Source organism: Pseudomonas sp. D8002, from assembly GCF_013385695.1.
Lineage (GTDB): Bacteria > Pseudomonadota > Gammaproteobacteria > Pseudomonadales > Pseudomonadaceae > Aquipseudomonas.
The window spans coordinates 74,974-92,510 of the sequence record NZ_JACAPM010000019.1 but is presented as its reverse complement, the minus strand read 5'-3'; the positions used below and the strand labels follow the sequence as shown (position 1 = coordinate 92,510).

Annotated in this window: 15 protein-coding genes; 7 read left to right on the top strand and 8 right to left on the bottom strand. The window is 61.5% G+C overall.

Going from position 1 to position 17,537, the window contains the following annotated elements:
* Positions 1-13: 13 nt before the first annotated feature.
* A complete protein-coding gene (locus HX807_RS11400; RefSeq protein ID WP_177019746.1) occupies positions 14-1,129 on the bottom strand; it encodes a Gfo/Idh/MocA family protein in 1,116 nt (371 codons plus the stop codon).
* 427 nt (positions 1,130-1,556) lie between these two features.
* Between HX807_RS11400 and HX807_RS11395 the strand changes: the two genes are divergently transcribed.
* The 5 genes from HX807_RS11395 to HX807_RS11375 all read left to right on the top strand — a co-directional run bounded on the left by HX807_RS11395 (position 1,557) and on the right by HX807_RS11375 (position 6,901).
* A complete protein-coding gene (locus HX807_RS11395) occupies positions 1,557-2,597 on the top strand; it encodes a YCF48-related protein (protein ID WP_256349438.1) in 1,041 nt (346 codons plus the stop codon).
* A gap of 15 nt (positions 2,598-2,612) precedes the next feature.
* Entirely contained in the window at positions 2,613-4,988 is a 2,376-nt protein-coding gene (locus HX807_RS11390; protein WP_003211205.1) for an RND family transporter, read from the top strand.
* A 118-nt stretch (positions 4,989-5,106) separates the two neighbouring features.
* Positions 5,107-5,403 (top strand): DUF5629 family protein, encoded by a 297-nt coding sequence (locus HX807_RS11385; protein ID WP_003211207.1) that lies wholly within the window; start codon positions 5,107-5,109, stop codon positions 5,401-5,403.
* Positions 5,390-6,565: a lactonase family protein gene (locus HX807_RS11380; protein WP_003211210.1), complete on the top strand. Its 1,176-nt coding sequence runs from the start codon at positions 5,390-5,392 to the stop codon at positions 6,563-6,565. The genes HX807_RS11385 and HX807_RS11380 overlap by 14 nt, the downstream gene beginning before the upstream one ends.
* Positions 6,566-6,721: 156 nt before the next feature.
* Positions 6,722-6,901, top strand: coding sequence for a hypothetical protein (locus tag HX807_RS11375; protein WP_003211212.1), 180 nt, complete (start codon positions 6,722-6,724; stop codon positions 6,899-6,901).
* A 131-nt stretch (positions 6,902-7,032) separates the two neighbouring features.
* On the opposite strand, the gene HX807_RS11370 is transcribed toward HX807_RS11375, so the two are convergent.
* The 4 genes from HX807_RS11370 to yegQ form a co-directional block, all read right to left on the bottom strand.
* A complete protein-coding gene (locus HX807_RS11370) occupies positions 7,033-7,626 on the bottom strand; it encodes a glutathione S-transferase (protein WP_177049993.1) in 594 nt (197 codons plus the stop codon).
* Positions 7,623-11,261: an AAA family ATPase gene (locus tag HX807_RS11365; RefSeq protein WP_177049990.1), complete on the bottom strand. Its 3,639-nt coding sequence runs from the start codon at positions 11,259-11,261 to the stop codon at positions 7,623-7,625. The genes HX807_RS11370 and HX807_RS11365 overlap by 4 nt, the downstream gene beginning before the upstream one ends.
* Positions 11,258-12,499, bottom strand: a complete 1,242-nt coding sequence (locus HX807_RS11360; protein ID WP_177049989.1) for an exonuclease SbcCD subunit D C-terminal domain-containing protein — start codon at positions 12,497-12,499, stop codon at positions 11,258-11,260. The genes HX807_RS11365 and HX807_RS11360 overlap by 4 nt, the downstream gene beginning before the upstream one ends.
* 208 nt (positions 12,500-12,707) lie before the next feature.
* On the bottom strand, positions 12,708-14,027 hold the full coding sequence (yegQ, locus tag HX807_RS11355; protein ID WP_008435935.1) for a tRNA 5-hydroxyuridine modification protein YegQ: 1,320 nt from the start codon (positions 14,025-14,027) through the stop codon (positions 12,708-12,710).
* 149 nt (positions 14,028-14,176) lie between these two features.
* Here yegQ and HX807_RS11350 point away from each other — a divergent pair, with 149 nt between their 5' ends.
* The gene (locus HX807_RS11350; RefSeq protein WP_003211223.1) at positions 14,177-15,238 is read left to right on the top strand and encodes an AI-2E family transporter; all 1,062 of its coding nucleotides are present in this window, start codon (positions 14,177-14,179) and stop codon (positions 15,236-15,238) included.
* Here HX807_RS11350 and HX807_RS11345 read toward each other — a convergent pair.
* The 3 genes from HX807_RS11345 to HX807_RS11335 all read right to left on the bottom strand — a co-directional run bounded on the left by HX807_RS11345 (position 15,235) and on the right by HX807_RS11335 (position 16,298).
* Positions 15,235-15,414 (bottom strand): hypothetical protein, encoded by a 180-nt coding sequence (locus HX807_RS11345; RefSeq protein WP_003211225.1) that lies wholly within the window; start codon positions 15,412-15,414, stop codon positions 15,235-15,237. The two genes, HX807_RS11350 and HX807_RS11345, sit on opposite strands and share 4 nt — an antisense overlap.
* Before the next feature lie 103 nt (positions 15,415-15,517).
* Positions 15,518-15,712 (bottom strand): hypothetical protein, encoded by a 195-nt coding sequence (locus HX807_RS11340; RefSeq protein WP_003211226.1) that lies wholly within the window; start codon positions 15,710-15,712, stop codon positions 15,518-15,520.
* Between the two features lie 232 nt (positions 15,713-15,944).
* Complete coding sequence (locus tag HX807_RS11335; RefSeq protein ID WP_008435927.1) at positions 15,945-16,298, bottom strand: hypothetical protein; 354 nt, start codon at positions 16,296-16,298, stop codon at positions 15,945-15,947.
* Positions 16,299-16,539: 241 nt separating this feature from the next.
* Between HX807_RS11335 and HX807_RS11330 the strand changes: the two genes are divergently transcribed.
* Positions 16,540-17,358, top strand: a complete 819-nt coding sequence (locus HX807_RS11330) for a shikimate 5-dehydrogenase (RefSeq protein WP_003211230.1) — start codon at positions 16,540-16,542, stop codon at positions 17,356-17,358.
* Positions 17,359-17,537 lie beyond the last annotated feature (179 nt).

Here is a 17,537-nt window from a genome sequence, read left to right as displayed (position 1 = left end):
CCCGCTCCCACATTTAGACCTCATTCAGCCTGACCCACCGCTCCTCCTTGGCCGCCACCCGAATCGCCGTGGCCAACCGCTCAATCTCCCAAGCCGCCGCAAAATCCGTCCCGTCACTGCCCTTGCCGGCCAACGCCATCACCAACTCATGCACCTCCAGCGTCTTCAACTCGTTGTACCCCAACTGATGCCCCGGCGCCGGACTGAACGCCGCATACCCTGGCAACGAAGGCCCCGCCAACACCCGCTGAAACCCCTCCTGCCCAACCCGAAACAGCTGCAACTCATTCAACCGTTCCTGATCAAACAACAACGTGCCCCGCGTGCCACTGATCTCAAAGCTCAGGTGATTCTTATACCCATGCTTCAGCCAGCTACTGCTCACCGTCCCCCGTGCCCCATTGGCAAACCGCAACAACGCATGCACCTGGTCATCCACCGCAATCTCCCGCAGCGTCTCACTCCCGGCGGTGGCAGGCCGCTGCCCGTGCACCGTTTGCGTATCGGCACACACACTCACCACATCCCCCACCAAATAGCGCGCCATGGACAGTAAATGACTGCCCAGATCCGCCAACGCACCGCCGGCATGTCCCACCTCACAGCGCCACGACCACGGCGACGCCGAATCCGCCATGAAATCCTCGCTGAATTCCCCCTGAAAACTGATGATTTCCCCCAACTCACCGCGGGCGATCAACTGCCGGGCCAAACCAATCATCGGGTTGTGCTGATAGTTGTAACCCACCCGCGTCACCACCCCGGCCTTGCTCGCCGCATCACGCATCGCGGCCGCCTGCTCCAGGCTCACCGCCAGCGGCTTCTCGCAATACACCGCCTTGCCTGCCGCCAGTGCAGCCATGGCCATGGGGTAGTGCAAATGGTTGGGAGTAGTGATGGCGACAACATCCACCTTGGGATCGTCAATCAACTGCTGCCAGTCGCCATGGGCCTGGGCAAACCCCCAGTCAGCGGCGCAGCGTATTGCGCGCTCGGTATCGGCATCGGCCAGGGCGGCCAGCGTGAGCTTCACCGGCAGCTCGAACACCGCCCGCGCGTTATTAAACGCCAAGGCGTGGGCACGCCCCATAAAGCCTGTACCAATCAGGCCGATTCCGAGTTCGCGCATAGCCGGGTTCCTTCGAATTATTGTATTGAGAAGCCTATTTATGGAATAAATATTCCCAAAACTCAACACATAGAATAAAAATTCATTCCAAGGCCCACACCTCCCCCGTGGCGAGGGAGCTTGCTCCCGCTGGGCTGCGCAGCGGCCCCAAAAAGCGTAGGAGCGCTGCGCACTCCAGCGGAAGCAAGCCCCCTCACCCCAACAGCCCCCCTCCACGGATCACCGCCGCTGATAGCACTACATTCAGCACCGACCCAAACCCCTCCAGTTAACAAAACATAACGTAGCGCCGATTGTCAGACGATTCCAAAGCCCGCTAGGATGGCCCAGCTTGCCCAAGGCGCTCTAGATTGCAGGTTTCAGGGCTCCCCACGGCAAGACGACCTAACAATAATAAATGGGAGAAAGGTCTATGAGTGAGCCTGTCATGGGTGTGGTGTTTTTCCGCCCGAAGGCCACGCGCAGGGTCGCATTGCTGGCCACAGCGCTCTCGTTGCTGGGGGTTGTCGCGTTGTCGACACCGGCCCATGCCGCCACAGAAACCACCGCCGCCGCGGTGTTCGCCATTGACTCCCCCAAGGCCGCCAAAAGCCTGATGATCGACGTGGTCCACGCAGGCAAGCGCCTGGTCGCGGTCGGTGATCGCGGGCACATCCTCTATTCCGACGACCAGGGTGTCACCTGGACCCAAGCCAAAGTCCCCACCCGGCAACTGCTGACCGCCGTGTTTTTCGCCGACGACCAACACGGCTGGGCGGTGGGCCATGACGCACAGATCCTCGCCACCACCGACGGCGGCATGACCTGGACCCAACAATTCCAGGACCTCAAGCGCGAAGCACCGCTGCTCGACGTCTGGTTCAAGGACGCCAGCAACGGCTTTGCCGTGGGTGCCTACGGTGCGCTGATCGAAACCACCGACGGGGGCAAGACCTGGGACGACGTCAGCGACCGCCTCGACAACGAAGACCAATACCACCTCAACGCCATCGCCCAGGTGAAAGATGCCGGGCTGTTTATCGTCGGTGAGCAGGGCAGCATGTTCCGCTCCCATGACGAGGGGCAAACCTGGGAAAAACTCGAAGGCCCCTACGAGGGCTCGCTGTTCGGCGTGATCGGCACCGCCCAGGCGCAGACGCTGTTGGCCTACGGCCTGCGTGGCAACCTGTTCCGCTCCACGGATTTTGGCAGCACCTGGGAGCCGGTGGAGCTGAACGCCACTCGTGGCGCGCTGGAGTTCGGTTTGTCGGGGGCGACCCTGCTGGACGACGGTTCCATCGTGGTAGTGGGCAACGGTGGCAGCGTGGTGGTCAGCCACGACGACGGCCTGACCTTCAGCGTATTCAATCGCCCGGACCGCATTTCGCTGTCGGCGGTCACCGCGGCGGGCAACGGCAACTTGATTCTGGCGGGGCAGGGCGGCGTTCGCGTGGCCAGTCCAACCGGCGCCGAGCCGACAAAACAATAAGAAGGCGGGGACACAATGAGCAGTCATCACAACGACAAGGCCACGTTTCTCGAGCGCCTGATTTTCAATAACCGCCCGGCAGTCATCACGATCTGCCTGCTGGTGAGTATTTTCCTGTTCTGGCAGGCGACGTTGATTCGCCCGTCCACCAGCTTCGAAAAAATGATCCCCCTCCAGCACCCCTTCATTGAGAGGATGATGGAGCACCGCAACGACCTGGCGAACCTGGGCAACACGGTGCGCATCTCGGTGGAAGCCAAGGACGGTGACATCTTCACGAAGGAGTACATGGAGACCCTGCGCCAGATCAACGACGAGGTGTTCTACATCTCCGGCGTCGACCGCTCCGGCCTCAAGTCCCTGTGGAGCCCCAGCGTGCGCTGGACCGAAGTTACCGAAGAAGGCTTTGCCGGCGGTGAAGTGATCCCGCAGAGCTACAACGGCTCGCCGGAAAGCCTCGACCAGTTGCGCAACAACGTGCTGAAGTCCGGGCAGGTCGGTCGGTTGGTGGCCAACGACTTCAAGTCGAGCATCGTCGACATTCCGCTGCTGGAGTCCTATCCGGACCCACAGGACCAGGGCAAGCTGCTGGCCCTGGACTACCGCAAGTTCTCCCATGAGCTCGAAGACAAGATCCGCGACAAGTTCGAAGCGCAGAACCCCAACGTCAAGATCCACATTGTCGGTTTCGCCAAGAAGGTCGGCGACCTGATCGACGGCCTGGTGATGGTGGTGATGTTCTTCGGTATCGCCTTCGTCATCACCCTGGTGCTGCTGCTGTGGTTCACCAACTGCCTGCGCAGTACCGTCGCGGTGTTGAGCACCACGCTGGTGGCGGTGATCTGGCAGCTCGGGCTGATGCATGCCCTGGGTTTCGGGCTGGATCCCTACTCGATGCTCGTGCCGTTCCTGATCTTCGCCATCGGTATTTCCCACGGCGTACAGAAGATCAACGGCATCGCCCTGCAATCCAGTGATGCCGACAACGCCCTGACCGCGGCCCGGCGTACCTTCCGCCAGCTGTTCCTGCCGGGCATGATCGCGATCCTCGCCGATGCGGTCGGTTTTATCACCCTGTTGATCATCGATATCGGCGTGATCCGCGAGCTGGCAATCGGTGCTTCGGTGGGGGTGGCGGTCATCGTGTTCACCAACCTGATCCTGCTGCCGGTGGCGATCTCCTATGTCGGCATCAGCAAGCGCGCCATCGCCAAGAGCAAGAAGGATGCGCACCGCGAACACCCGTTCTGGCGCCTGCTGTCGAAGTTCGCCAGCCCCAAGGTCGCGCCGGTGTCGATAGCCCTGGCGCTGATCGCCTTCGGTGGCGGCCTCTGGTACAGCCAGAACCTGAAGATCGGTGACCTCGACCAGGGTGCACCCGAACTGCGTCCTGACTCGCGCTACAACAAGGACAACAACTTCATCATCAACAACTACTCCACCAGCTCCGACGTGCTGGTGGTGATGGTCAAGACCCCGCCCGAAGGCTGCTCGCGGTATGAAGCCATGGCGCCCATCGACCAGTTGATGTGGAAGATGCAGAACACCGAGGGCGTGCAGTCGGCCATCTCGCTGGTGACCGTGTCCAAGCAGATGATCAAGGGCATGAACGAGGGCAACCTGAAATGGGAAACCCTGTCGCGCAACCCGGACGTGCTGAACAACTCCATTGCCCGTGCCGATGGCCTGTATAACAACAATTGCTCCCTGGCGCCGGTGCTGGTGTTCCTCAACGACCACAAGGCCGAAACCCTCGACCGCGCGGTGCATGCGGTGCAGGACTTCGCCAAGGAGAACAACAAGGACGGCCTGGAATTCATCCTCGCCGCCGGTAACGCCGGGATCGAGGCGGCCACCAACGAGGTGATCAAGGAGTCCGAGCTGACCATCCTGATCCTGGTTTACCTGTGCGTGGCCACCATGTGCATGATCACCTTCCGCTCGTGGGCGGCGACCCTGTGCATCGTGCTGCCGCTGGTGCTGACCTCGGTGCTGGGCAACGCGCTGATGGCGTTCATGGGCATCGGTGTCAAGGTCGCGACCTTGCCGGTGGTGGCGCTGGGGGTGGGGATCGGCGTGGACTACGGCATCTACATCTACAGCCGCCTGGAGAGTTTCCTGCGGGCCGGCCTGCCGTTGCAGGAAGCCTATTACCAGACGCTCAAGTCCACCGGTAAAGCCGTGCTGTTCACCGGCCTGTGCCTGGCAATCGGCGTATGCACCTGGATCTTCTCGGCCATCAAGTTCCAGGCCGACATGGGGCTGATGCTGACCTTCATGCTGCTGTGGAACATGTTCGGCGCGCTGTGGCTGCTGCCGGCGCTGGCACGCTTCCTGATCAAGCCCGAGAAGCTGGCGGGGCAGAAAGGCAATTCGCTGTTCGCCCACTGATCCAACGCTGTTTGCCAAAACGCCGTGGCCTGTGCCACGGCGTTTTGCATTGCGCGGGCTTAGGCCGATGCAACGATTTGACCTATCATGAGGTCTTTCCTCTTGATGATTGATGGTTATGACTGCCGACACCGCTACCTTGCCCGACGCTTTTGAAGACTGCCAGATGGTCGAAATCGATGGCCTGCACAGCTTCGATTTCAGCCTGGATGACCAGACGTTATCGATCATCTGCATGGACGGTCGCGTCGAGAAGCGCTGGAGTTTCACCCTGGAGCAAGTCAAGGCGGCGACCTTTGATCAAACCCTGCAAAGCTGGACACTTACCGATGACAAGGGCGAACACCGCCTGGTCTGCATGAGCGGCGTCACCGGCAACAATAATGACGAGGATGAAGCGGATGATGATGCGTAAATTCTGGCCCCTGCTGATGGCCGGCAGCGTAGGCGCAATGTCGGTCCAGGCTGCGCCGGTGGACACCTATGAGTTGCTGGTGGGCAGCTACACCGCCGGCACCAGTGAAGGTATCTACCGCTTGCAGTTCGACAGCCGTACCGGGCAGTTCAACGGCCAGCCGGTGCTCGCCGCCAAGGCGGCCAACCCGTCGTGGCTGACCCTGTCCAAGGACCAGAAGCACCTGTTTGTGGTCAACGAAAACGGCCCGGGCCAAAAAGACCCGGTGGGGCGCGTCAGCAGCTACAGCATCGACCCGAAGAACCATCAACTGACCCTGATCAACCAGGTGCAGAGCCTGGGCAACGAGCCGACCCATTCCAGCCTGGCCAGTGATGGGCGCTATCTGTTCGTGGCCAACTATTCAGTGCTGGAAGATCCGGGCGGCAGCCTCGCGGTGCTGCCGGTAGATGCCCAGGGCAAGCTGTCGCCGCCAGTGCAGTTGAGCGGGCACCCGGCCAGCCGGGTCAACCCGGAGCGCCAGGCGTCCAACCACGTGCATTCGGTGGTGTCTTCGCCGGACGGCAAATACGTGTTTGTCCAGGACCTGGGGGCGGACAAGATCTTTGCCTACCACTACGACCCCAAGGCCAACCATGAACTGCCGCTGACCCCGGCCGACCCTGCGTTTGTGCAATTGCCACCGGGCAGCGGTCCGCGGCACCTGCTGTTCACCGCAGACGGCAAGCACGCGTGGCTGACCACCGAGATGAGCGCGCAAGTGGCGGTGTTCGACTACAACGATGGCAAGCTGACCCAGAAGCAACTGGTCAACTTCGCGGATGGCCAGCCGGTGTCCGACAAGGCCGGTGCTGCACTGCACACCTCAAGCGACGGCAAGTTCCTCTACGTGAGCAACCGTGGCACCGCCAACCAGATGTTGGTGTTTGCCATCGACCCGGCCACTGCGCAGCTCAAAGAGATCCAGCGCCGATCGGTGGAAGGTGACCATCCCCGGGAGTTCGCCCTGGACCCCAGCGGCAAGTTCCTGCTGATCGCCAACCAGAAGAGCAACGAGATTGTGGTCGTCGAGCGCGATCCCAAGACCGGTCTTTTGGGCAAAACCGTGCAGAAACTGGCGATTGATGCCCCCAGCGACCTCAAGTTCCTGGTGCGGCAATAAGCCACAGGCCCCGCAGTGCGGGGCCTGACTTGTTGTATTAATACTATTAATAGCGGCTAGTGTTTCAATGAATTTCTAAGGCTATCCCCTCGGGCGTAAGTTTGGTTCCAAGGCCAACACAGGCCACCAAGCCAACCGAACACAAGGGTTACCGACATGAACTTCAATCTTTTCTCGATCATCGCCGCTTCCGCTGTTTCCGCCACCGTAGCGTTGCCAGCCAGCGCCAGTGTTGAAATCAGCAGCAAAAAAACCAGCACCAGCGCCTACACCCAGAAATACCTGCAACAAAGCGCCAACTTCTATGCAGCGCTGGACCACAAAATCCAGAACTGATCTTGAAGCTGATGAAGATCAAATGTGGGAGCGGGCTTGCTCGCGAAAGCGCCGGGTCAGTCTATACATGGGCTGACTGATACACCGCCTTCGCGAGCAAGCCCGCTCCCACATTTTGTCCTGCGACAGTCTCAGGTTTTTGCCATCACGGCGATGAACAACGGCGATTCCAGGAAGCGTTGCAACCAGTCCTGCAACCGCGGATAGGGCGCCCGGGCAAACCACTCCCGATCCACATGGGCAAACTGCCGCACAAACGGTGCAAGTGCCACATCCGCCAGGCTCAAATGCCCGGCCAGCAAATACTCCCGCTCCGCCAGCAACCCCTCCAGCTTCATCAAAAATACCTCACCCTCGGCCCGATAATGCTCCATCGGATACTCCGGATAGCGCTCGGCATACTTGTATCGATTCAATTGATGTTTGAAGCCCTGATCATTCTCTTCAATCAGCGCCTGCGTCGCCCGATCATCCCCAAGCAACCAACCCTCAGGATCGTTCTGTGCCAGTGCCCAGCGCATGATCGCCAGGCTTTCATCGATCACCCGGCCATCCACGCTCAGCACCGGCACCGTGCCTTTGGGTGACAACGCCAGCATCTCAGCCGGCTTGGCCTTGAGGCTGACCTCGATGATCTGCACCGCCACCCCTGAATACCGCAGGGCCATCCGCGCCCGCATTGCATAGGGGCAACGGCGGAACGAATACAACACGGCCTCGCTCACTTGACCTCCAGGGTGCTCAAGCCATTGCCCTGGCGCTTGACCTGAATCTGCACCGGAATCCGCTCGTGCATTTCCTGCACATGGGAAATCACCGCCACCTTGCGGCCTTGGGCCTGCAAGCCGTCGAGGGCGTCCATCGCCAGTTGCAGCGACTCGGGGTCGAGACTGCCGAAGCCTTCGTCGATAAACAGCGACTCGATCTTCAACGTGCTCGACGCCATCGACGCCAGGCCCAAGGCCAGGGCCAGTGAGACGAGGAATGTCTCGCCACCCGACAACGAATGCACCGAGCGCAATTCGTCGCCCATTTCCGTGTCGAGCACCAGCAGGCCGAGCATGCTCCCGCCGCGTTTGAGGCGGTAGCGGCGCACCAGTTGGCGCAGTTGGACGTTGGCGTGGTGCACCAGCAGGTCGAGGTTGTAGGCCTGGGCGATCTTGCGGAAGGTATCGCCGGTGGCCGAACCGATCAGTGCATTCAGACGTGCCCAGCGTTGCCATTCTTCGTAGGCCTTGGCGATCTCTGCTGCCAGGGCCTGGTTGGCATCCTGGCGGCGCTGGTCGTCAGCCTGGCGGGCACGCAGTTCGGCGCAGTCTTTTTCGCCAATGGCCAACGCGGCGTTGAGTTCGGCCAGGGCGTCGTCCAGCTGCTCGGCTTCAAGGTTGCCGTTGTGCAGCGCCTGGTGATCCTTGAGCCGTTGTTCGCGCTCCTGCAGCAACACCTTCGCCTGTTCGACCGCTTTTTCGCTGTGTTGCAGTTGCTGGCGCAGTTCGGCCACCTGCGGTTCATCGAAGCCCACCAGCCGTGCCAGGCCATCGTCATCGAGCTCCGGGTGCAAGGCGCGCCAGTCGTTCAGGCGCGTGCTGAGGGCCAGGTGCTCGGTGTCCAGGGATTGTTGGCGCTCTTGCAGCGACTTGAGGTCGGCAGCCAGTTGGATCAACTGGTTGCGGGTGTCCTGCAACTGCTGGTTGGCCTCGCTCTCATGCTGGCGAGCCTGCTCGACGGCCTGGTCCAGCTGCTGTTGCCAGTGCTCGGCGCTGGGTTTTTCGCCCAGCAGGCCGGCGAGCTTTTCCTCGGCCGCGTGTTGCAGGGCGCTCTGTTCGGCGAGCTGTTTGTGCAAAGTCTCCAGCTGCTGCTGGCGGTGTTGCTGGCGGTCCTGCTCTTTCTCGATGGCTTGCTGGCGCTGTAGCTGCTCGGCCAATTCTTCCTTTTGGTTGTCGAGCTGTTCCAGGCGCTGGCTGACCTGCTGGTCGAGCAACATGAAGGTCGCCGCCGGCTCGCTGCGCAGGCCTTCGAGGGTCTCGGTGGGGAGCAGGCTGGCGAAGGCGTTGAGTTCTTCGTCCAGGCGTTCGCGGTCGTTGGACAGTTCCCGTTGCTGGTCGATCAGTAACTGGCGCGCCTGTTGGCTGGCGTCCTGGGCGGCTTGCAGTTGTTGCTGCAAACGCCCGGCGTTCTGTTGCAGGTTGAGCAGGGCGCCCTGGCGTTGCTCGTCCTGGGTGAGGCTCTGGCTGAGCTGGCTCAGTTGCTGGGCGAGCCAGGCGTCGCGCTTGGCCGCGTCCTGGTTGAACAGCGAGGCCGACAGCGGATGGGCTTCAAGGCTTGGCAGCAAGGCCTGCAACTGGCTGGCGAGTTGCTCCTGTTGTTGCAGGAATTCCTTTTGCTGGGCGATCAGGCCGCCCACTTCGCCACGCAGGTCAGTGAGTTTTTCCTTGAGCACATCCACGGCTTGCTGCGCGTTGGCTTCTTCGCTTTCGTCGTGGCGGGTCAGGCTTTGCAGCATGGCTTCGGGCTGGTGATACGGGTGCTCGACGCTGCCGCACACCGGGCACGGCTGCTCATCCTGCAGCTGGCCGCGCAATTCCTCGACGCTGGCACTGCGGGCCAGGCGCTGGCGCTCCAGCAGTTGCTTGGTGACGGTCAGGGTCTGTTCGGCGACGGCCAACTCGGCCTTGGCCTGCAAGCCGCTCTGGTTCAACAGTTCGCGTTGTTGCTGGGCGAGGGTCTGCTTTTGCGTCAGGGCCTGGCTCTGGCTGTCGAGTTGCTGATGGCTGTTCCACAGCCGCGCCAGGTCCTCAAACGCGCGATGTTGCTTGCGGTTGTCCTGGAGCAGGCTGCCGAGCAACTGGATCTGTTCGGCCACTGCATGGGGTTCGGCGCCGGCTTCGTGGTACAGCAGGTCAAGGGCTTCGCGTTGCTCGGTCCATTTTTCACCGAGACGGGTGGCGCGCTCTTCCAGTTGTGGCAGTTCGGCCTGGCCTTTATTGAGGCGATTGCCGATCAGCATCAGCTGTTGCAAGCGGTCGCGGTAGGCGCTCCAGGCCTCACTCAACGGCGCGAGGGCGGCGCTGCGTTCAAGCTCTGCGGCGAGCCGGTGCAGGCGCTCGGCGACAACTTTCTGCTTGTCGAGCAAGCCGGTCAACGTCGCCTGGCCTTCCACGCAGGCAGCTTCACCCAGCTGTTTCTCTTCGCTGCGTTTGGCCAGTTCGCGGGTCAAGTGGGCGAGGGTGGTTTGCTCCTCGAAGGCCTGGCGCAGCAAGGGCACAGCGTCGGCTTGCTGCTTGAGGGCCTGGGCGAGGGCGGCTTGCACGTCGGCCTGTTGCTGTTGCAGTTGGGTCTGGCGGGTGTGCAACGCGGTTTGTTGCTCAAGGTGCTGCTGGATCTGCGCGGCAAGGGGCTGCAGCTGCGTGGTCAGTTCGGCCTGGCGGGCGAAGTGGTGACGTTGCGGCGCCAGTTGTTCCAGGCGGCTGAGGTCCAGGCGCTGCGGGCCCTGGCTTGCCCAGTGTTGCTGGGCCTGTTGCAGTTGCTCGACCGCACTTTGTTGGCGCTCCTGCCACTCTCGCAGTTCCTTCAGCCAGGTGTGCTGCAACTCGAGTTGCTTGAGTTGCGCCTGCTGGGTCTTGAGCTGTTGCTGTGCGGCGGCCAGTTGTGCGTCGAGTTCGGCGCGGGCCTCGGGGGCCAGCGGGGTGACGCCGGTGGCCTGGTCCTGCAGGTGTTTGTGGGCGTCCCGGGCGTCCTTGGCCTTGTCGAAGGCGCGGCGACCGAGTTGGGTGTAGAGCGCCGTGTCGGTGAGCTTTTCCAGCAGTTCGCTGCGCTCGTTGTCGTTGGCCTTGAGGAACGCGCTGAACTCACTTTGCGCGAGCAACACCGCGCGGGTGAACTGCTCGAAGTTCAGGCCCAGGGCCAATTCCAGCTGGGTCTTGTATTCGGTTTTCTGGCTGGCCAGCAGTTGCTCGCTGTCCAGGTCGATCAGGCTTTGCCGGCTGGCTTGCAGCTTGCCGCTGGCCTTGTCCCGGGCGCGGTTGGCTTCCCAGCGGGCGCGGTAGCGACGGCCACTGACGCCGACAAAATCCACTTCGGCATAACCGCCGCCAGTGCCCCGGCGAATCAGGGTGCGTGGGTCACCGATGGAAATATCGGTGTCGGCATCCGGCATTTTTGCCTGGCCGGTATCGCCCAGGCGCGGCACGGCGCCAAACAGCGCCAGGCACAGCGCATCGAGCAAGGTACTTTTGCCGGCGCCGGTGGGCCCGGTAATCGCGAACAGCCCGGCGCTGGCCAGGGGCTCGGCGGTAAAGTCGATTTCAAACGGACCCGCCAAAGAGGCGAGGTTTTTCAGGCGAATGGCGAGGATCTTCATGGCTGTTCGCCCTCCTGTTGCACTTCCTGGAGCAGCACGGCGAAGTCCTTCAGGGTCTGTTCGTCCACTTCACTGCCGTAGCTTTCCTGCCAGGCGCGGCTGAACAATTCCTGGGGCGTGAGTTGGTCGAGTTCGATCAGGCGGTCTTCCTGGCTGTCTTCACGGCCTCCGTTGCCTGCGTATTCAGCGGCGATGCGCACCAGGCGCACGGCCTTGCCTTGCAGGGCGTTTTCCACCTGCTGGCGCAGGTCGGGCTGCGGTTCGTCGAGGCGCACCCGCACTTCCAGCCACGGTTGGCGCTGGGTTTCGGCCAGCAGGTCGATGTCGGGCAGGTCGGCCAGTTGCTTGAGGATGTCGGCCAGGGGCGCGGCTTCCAGGCGTTGCAGGTTGACCGAGCGCGGGATCAGGCGGGATTCGACGCTGACCAGGGTTTCGCCGTCCAGTTGCACGTCGAGGATCTGGTGCTGGTAGCCGATTTCCGAGAATGACAGCGGAATTGGTGAGCCGCAGTAGCGAATCCGCTCCTCGCCATTCACCCGCTGGGGTTTATGCAAATGGCCGAGGGCCACATAGCTGACGGTGGCATCGAACAGGCTGGCCGGCAGCGCTTCGGCATTGCCGATGATCAGGCTGCGCTCGGAGTCTTCCGACACCGAGCCGCCGGCCATGTGCGCATGGCTGATGGCAACCAGTGCCTGGCCCGGCTGGCGCTTGGCGTTGGCGGCAGCAATCAGCCACTCGTGAACCTGGCCGATGCCCCGCAGGTAATCGTCCCCCAGTTGTGCGCCGGTCACTTCGGCCGGGCGCAGGAACGGCAATGCCAGGCACCAGCCGGCAATTTCACCGTCGGCACCGGGCAATGGAATCAGCAGGCGTTCGACATCCAGTTGTCCGTCATCCAACCACAGCACCCGGCCCAATGCGTGGGTGCGCAGGCGGCGCATCAACGGTGCCGGCAGTTCGATGCGCGAGCCGGAGTCGTGGTTGCCGGCGATCATCACGATGGTCAGTGCAGGGTTTTGCTCATGGGCGCTGATGATGAAGTCGTACAGCCGCTCCTGGGCCTTGAGTGGCGGGTTGACCGTGTCGAAAATATCGCCGGCGATCAACAGCACGTCAGGGCGATGCAGGCCCAACTGGCCCAGCAGCCAGTCGAGGAAGCAGGCGTGTTCGAAGTCGCGTTCCTGGCCGTGCAGGTTTTGCCCAAGGTGCCAGTCGGAGGTGTGAAACAGACGCAAGGCGATCTCCGTAAAAAAGAGGGTGACCGCTCAAGACAAGGTGGCGGTACGCAGAACCGCCAATTCTACTTTGCAAATGAACCTATTGCGCGTACGCCCTGCTTTTTGTGGTGAGGAGCTTGCGGTGGTGAAGGAGAGTGCTGTGGTGAGGGAGCAAGCTCCCTCACCACAGCAAGCTGTCTCACACTCATTGAGGTGTCTGGCGAAGTTAAACGTCGCGCATCAAAAGGCCGAAACGCAGGTCCATCTCCGCCGGGATCGGCAAATACACCGTATGCCCGTCACCCGGCGCCACCGCGATGGCCTCGCCCTTGGCGTTGTGCAATGAGCCCAGGTCAAAGTGGAAATTCCCCGCCGGGGTCATCAGTTCCAGGTGATTGCCCACGGCAAAACGGTTCTTGACCTTGACCTCGGCCAGTTCGCCGCGCCGTTCACCGGTCAGTTCGCCGACGAACTGCTGGCGTTCGGACACCGAGCTGCCGTTCTGATAGTTCTGATACTCATCGTGCACGTGCCGGCGCAGGAAACCCTCGGTGTAGCCGCGCTGGGCCAGGGATTCGAGGTTGGTCATCAAGCCCCGGTCAAAGTCGCGCCCGGCCACCGCGTCATCAATCGCCTGGCGATATACCTGGGTGGTTCGGGCGCAGTAAAAGTGGGATTTGGTGCGGCCTTCGATCTTCAACGAGTGCACGCCCATGCGCGTCAGCCGCTCGACGTGCTGCACCGCCCGCAGGTCCTTGGCGTTCATGATGTAGGTGCCGTGTTCATCTTCGAAGGCGGGCATCTGTTCGTCGGGGCGATTGGCCTCCTGCAGCAGGAACACCTGGTCGGTGGGCGCACCGAGGCCCAGGGTCGGCTCGGGCGCATAGTGCTGCACGATATCGCCGGCGGCGTTTTCCACCGCAGGCGTCGCCTGGTATTTCCAGCGGCAGGCGTTGGTGCAGGTGCCCTGGTTGGCATCCCGCTTGTTCATGTAGCCCGACAGCAGGCAGCGCCCGGAATAGGCCATGCACAGCGCACCGTGCACAAACACTTCCAGCTCCATGGCGGGGACTTGCTGGCGAATCTCGTCGATTTCCTCCAGCGACAACTCCCGGGACAGGATGATCCGGCAGATGCCCTGCGCCTGCCAGAATTCGACGCTGGCCCAGTTCACCGTATTGGCCTGCACCGACAGGTGGATCGGCATGTGCGGGAAGTGCCGGCGCACCAGCATGATCAGGCCCGGGTCGGACATGATCAGCGCATCCGGGCCCATGGCGATCACCGGGGCAAGGTCCTTGAGGAAGGTTTTCAGCTTGGCGTTGTGAGGCGCTATGTTGACCACCACATAGAACCGCTTGCCCTGGGCCTGGGCTTCCTGGATGCCGAGGGCGAGGTTGGCGTGGTCGAACTCGTTATTGCGCACCCGCAGGCTGTAGCGCGGTTGCCCGGCGTAGACGGCATCGGCACCGTAGGCAAAGGCATAACGCATGTTTTTCAGGGTGCCGGCGGGGGCGAGCAGTTCGGGGGCGATAACGGGAGGCATGGGTTCGGGTCGCAAAAGGGCGGCAGGGTAGCCGGGCCGGGTGCGCAGTTTATTGATCCAGGTCTAATAAGTAGGGCACTCGCGGGATTTGCAGTGGACTAAACATCAAGGCGCACATGAGCGCCTGGTGTTTTAGACATGGACCGGACATGAACCAAACCAACCTGCAATTCAAAACCCTGCTGTTACTGCTCGCCCTGGTGACCATCGCGTTTATCTGGATTTTGCTGCCGTTCTACGGCGCGGTGTTCTGGGCGGTGATCCTGGGGATCATCTTTGCGCCGATGCAACGGCGCTTCCAGCAACGTTTTGGCTGGAACCGCAATCTCACATCCCTGGCAACCCTGACGGTGTGCCTGATAATCGCGATTCTGCCGGTGATCATCACCAGTGCCTTGCTGGTGCAGGAGGGCGCGACGCTTTACAAGAACGTCGAGAGCGGCAAGCTCGACGTTGCCGGGTATATCGAGCAGTTCAAGAACTTCCTGCCACCGTATTTCCAGCATCTGCTGGACCGCTTCGGCATGGGCAACCTGGAAGGCCTGCGGGAGAAGATCGTCAAGAGTGCGATGCAGGGCAGCCAGTTTTTTGCGACCCAGGCGTTCAGCTTCGGCCAGGGCACGTTTGATTTCCTGGTGAGTTTTTTCATCATGCTGTACTTGCTGTACTTCCTGCTGCGCGATGGCCCCGAGCTGGTGCGCAAGGTGCGCACCGCGGTGCCGCTGGCCGAACCGCAGAAGCGTCGCCTGCAATTGAAGTTCAACCGGGTGGTGCGTGCCACGGTGAAAGGCAACGTGCTGGTAGCGGTCACGCAAGGCGCGTTGGGTGGCTTGATCTTCTGGTTCCTGGACATTCCCAGCGCGTTGCTCTGGGCGGTGTTGATGGCGTTTCTGTCGCTGCTGCCGGCGGTGGGCGCGGGGATCGTGTGGGGGCCGGTGGCGGCGTACTTCCTGCTGAGCGGGTCGATCTGGCAGGGCGTGGTGCTCGGGTTGTTCGGGGTATTTGTGATCGGGCTGGTGGACAATGTGCTAAGGCCCATCCTGGTGGGCAAGGACACCCGCATGCCGGATTACCTGATCCTTATCTCAACCTTGGGCGGCCTGTCGATCTTTGGCTTGAACGGCTTTGTCATCGGGCCACTGATTGCTGCGTTGTTCATGTCCAGCTGGGCGCTGTTTGTGGAAACCAAACCGCGGGTGCAACTGCCTTAGGCATGAAAGCAATGCGCCATTTTGACCGACAGGGCCTGGGCGGCCGGTAATGAAGTGAGTGGGCCGCTGATGGCTTCGCCATCGCGTACCAGGTACCAGCAGGCGAGTAGACCCAGCTCCCGGAGAGAGGCGGGAACGGCACTGCCGATGACAGACATGATTTGAATAGTGGGCATGATGACCTCCGATACGCTATGGAGGTGACATTACGGTGCGTGGGCCTTCAGGGAAAATCAACCTGCTCGATAGTCGACATCACTGTTATCGAGCGACCCTCAGTCAGTCGACCACCTGGTCGAGCATATGCACCACTTCCTGTTCACTGAGCAGGCCCTTGCGCACCAGGTTTTCCGTCAGCAAGGACAGGAACTTGGCGTTGCGATGGCCTTCCAGGGCCTTGAGCTCCGTCAGTACGCTATAGACCTTGCTCGAGGTGCAGAGGCCGGCGGTGCGATGTGGGTTTTGCGTGGGCATGGGCAATCGTCCTTGTTGTTATTGGTCGGACAGTGTTGATAGTGGAAGCCTTTTGAGACACAAACATGACAGCGCAGGCCCCGTTCGGGCAAGCGCCTATTGAGATCAATGATGTGGGATTTGGCCACAGCCATTGTCCTTATAACGACCTTGGCGAGATTTATTCAGACCTGCAGGCCAAAAAAAGGCCCCGCTTTTAGGGCGGAGCCTGTTCAGGTGTATCAGTTGAGGCTTACCAGCCGCGACCGTAATAGCCGTGTGGAGGGCCGTAGTAGCCGCGCGGTGGGCCGTAGTAGACCGGCGCCGGGCGGTAATAAACCTGTTGTTGCACATACACAGGCGGTGGCGGTGCGTAGTAGACCGGCGGCGGAGCGGCATACACCGGCTGCGGCTGGACATACACCGGTTGTTGCACGTAGACCGGCCGCGATTGACTGGCGACGATCGAGCCGCCTACCACTGCACCAACAACGGCTCCCAGTGCGAGCGGAGCACCCCAACCACCACCGTGGGCGGAGGCCTGTCCTGCCATAGCGAGTGCGCCGATCAGCAAGGCGATCTTGGGGAGTTTACGAATCATGGTCATTCCTCGGTTAGCCCCTGCGCTCATGGTCTGCAATCAATCGACTCAAGGATTGTCGCGGGGATACTTTTAAGACAGCGTATTTCTAAAAAACAGCACAGCCGATAGGTAAAGGTTGTGTAAGGTCTGTATCGGTTGGCTTACACAAGTGGCCGGGCACAGTGCGTATGATCCATGACAACCCGCCGGCGCGGGTATTCCGTCTATCCGAAACCGCCTCTGGAATGGCTTCAAGGAGTTACCGATGCAGATGAACCCCAACAAGGACACCCAACTGTGCATGTCACTGTCGGCGCGCCCCGGGAACTTTGGCCTGCGCTTTCATAACCACCTGTACGAGCAGTTGGGGTTGAATTTCTACTACAAGGCCTTCAGTAGCCAGGACCTGCCGGGCGCCGTCGGTGGCATTCGGGCCTTGGGCATTCGGGGTTGTGGCGTGTCGATGCCGTTCAAGGAAGCCTGTATTGCCCTGGTGGATGAGCTGGACGATTCGGCGCGGGCCATTGCGTCAATCAATACCATCGTCAACACCGACGGGCATTTGAAGGCCTACAACACCGACTACATCGCCATCGAGCAACTGCTGCACAAGCACCAGGTGCCCAAGGACTCGACCTTCGCCCTGCGCGGCAGCGGCGGCATGGCCAAGGCGGTGGCCAGTGCCTTGCGCGATGGCGGCTACGCCAAGGGCGTGATCGTGGCGCGCAATGAAGAAGCGGGCCGGGCGCTGGCCCAGAGCCTGGGGTATGAGTGGCAGGCGCAGTTGGGTGCCTTGCGCCCGCAGATGCTGGTCAACGTGACGCCGATTGGCATGACCGGAGGGGCGGAAGCGGATCAGTTGGCGTTTGAAGCTGACGCGGTTGATGCGGCCGAGACGGTCTTCGATGTGGTGGCGATTCCCTCGGAAACCCCACTGATCCTGCGTGGACGGGCCCAGGGCAAACGAGTGATCACCGGTTTGGAAGTGATCGCCATCCAGGCGTTGGAGCAGTTCGTGCTGTACACCGGCGTGCGGCCGACGGATGAACAGTTTCAGGCGGCGGTGGCATTTGCCCGGAGCTGAGCATCACCGCTGGCGGTGTGGAGAGTGAGCTTGCTGTGGCGAGGGAGCTTGCTTTGGAGAGTGAGTTTTTGTGGCGAGGGAGCTTGCTCCCGCTGGGTTGCGCAGCAGCCCCAAGAAAATGGGAGCGCTACGCACTCCAGCGGGAGCAAGCTCCCTCGCCACAAAAGCTCCATCACCAC

Coding starts and splice junctions, on each gene's coding strand:
- HX807_RS11365 (WP_177049990.1), bottom strand. CDS start 11,261: ATGAAGATCCTCGCCATTCGCCTGAAAAACCTCGCCTCTTTGGCGGGT.
- HX807_RS11395 (WP_256349438.1), top strand. CDS start 1,557: ATGGGTGTGGTGTTTTTCCGCCCGAAGGCCACGCGCAGGGTCGCATTG.
- HX807_RS11350 (WP_003211223.1), top strand. CDS start 14,177: ATGAACCAAACCAACCTGCAATTCAAAACCCTGCTGTTACTGCTCGCC.
- HX807_RS11340 (WP_003211226.1), bottom strand. CDS start 15,712: ATGCCCACGCAAAACCCACATCGCACCGCCGGCCTCTGCACCTCGAGC.
- HX807_RS11380 (WP_003211210.1), top strand. CDS start 5,390: ATGATGATGCGTAAATTCTGGCCCCTGCTGATGGCCGGCAGCGTAGGC.
- HX807_RS11400 (WP_177019746.1), bottom strand. CDS start 1,129: ATGCGCGAACTCGGAATCGGCCTGATTGGTACAGGCTTTATGGGGCGT.
- yegQ (WP_008435935.1), bottom strand. CDS start 14,027: ATGCCTCCCGTTATCGCCCCCGAACTGCTCGCCCCCGCCGGCACCCTG.
- HX807_RS11345 (WP_003211225.1), bottom strand. CDS start 15,414: ATGCCCACTATTCAAATCATGTCTGTCATCGGCAGTGCCGTTCCCGCC.
- HX807_RS11390 (WP_003211205.1), top strand. CDS start 2,613: ATGAGCAGTCATCACAACGACAAGGCCACGTTTCTCGAGCGCCTGATT.
- HX807_RS11330 (WP_003211230.1), top strand. CDS start 16,540: ATGCAGATGAACCCCAACAAGGACACCCAACTGTGCATGTCACTGTCG.
- HX807_RS11375 (WP_003211212.1), top strand. CDS start 6,722: ATGAACTTCAATCTTTTCTCGATCATCGCCGCTTCCGCTGTTTCCGCC.
- HX807_RS11385 (WP_003211207.1), top strand. CDS start 5,107: ATGACTGCCGACACCGCTACCTTGCCCGACGCTTTTGAAGACTGCCAG.
- HX807_RS11335 (WP_008435927.1), bottom strand. CDS start 16,298: ATGACCATGATTCGTAAACTCCCCAAGATCGCCTTGCTGATCGGCGCA.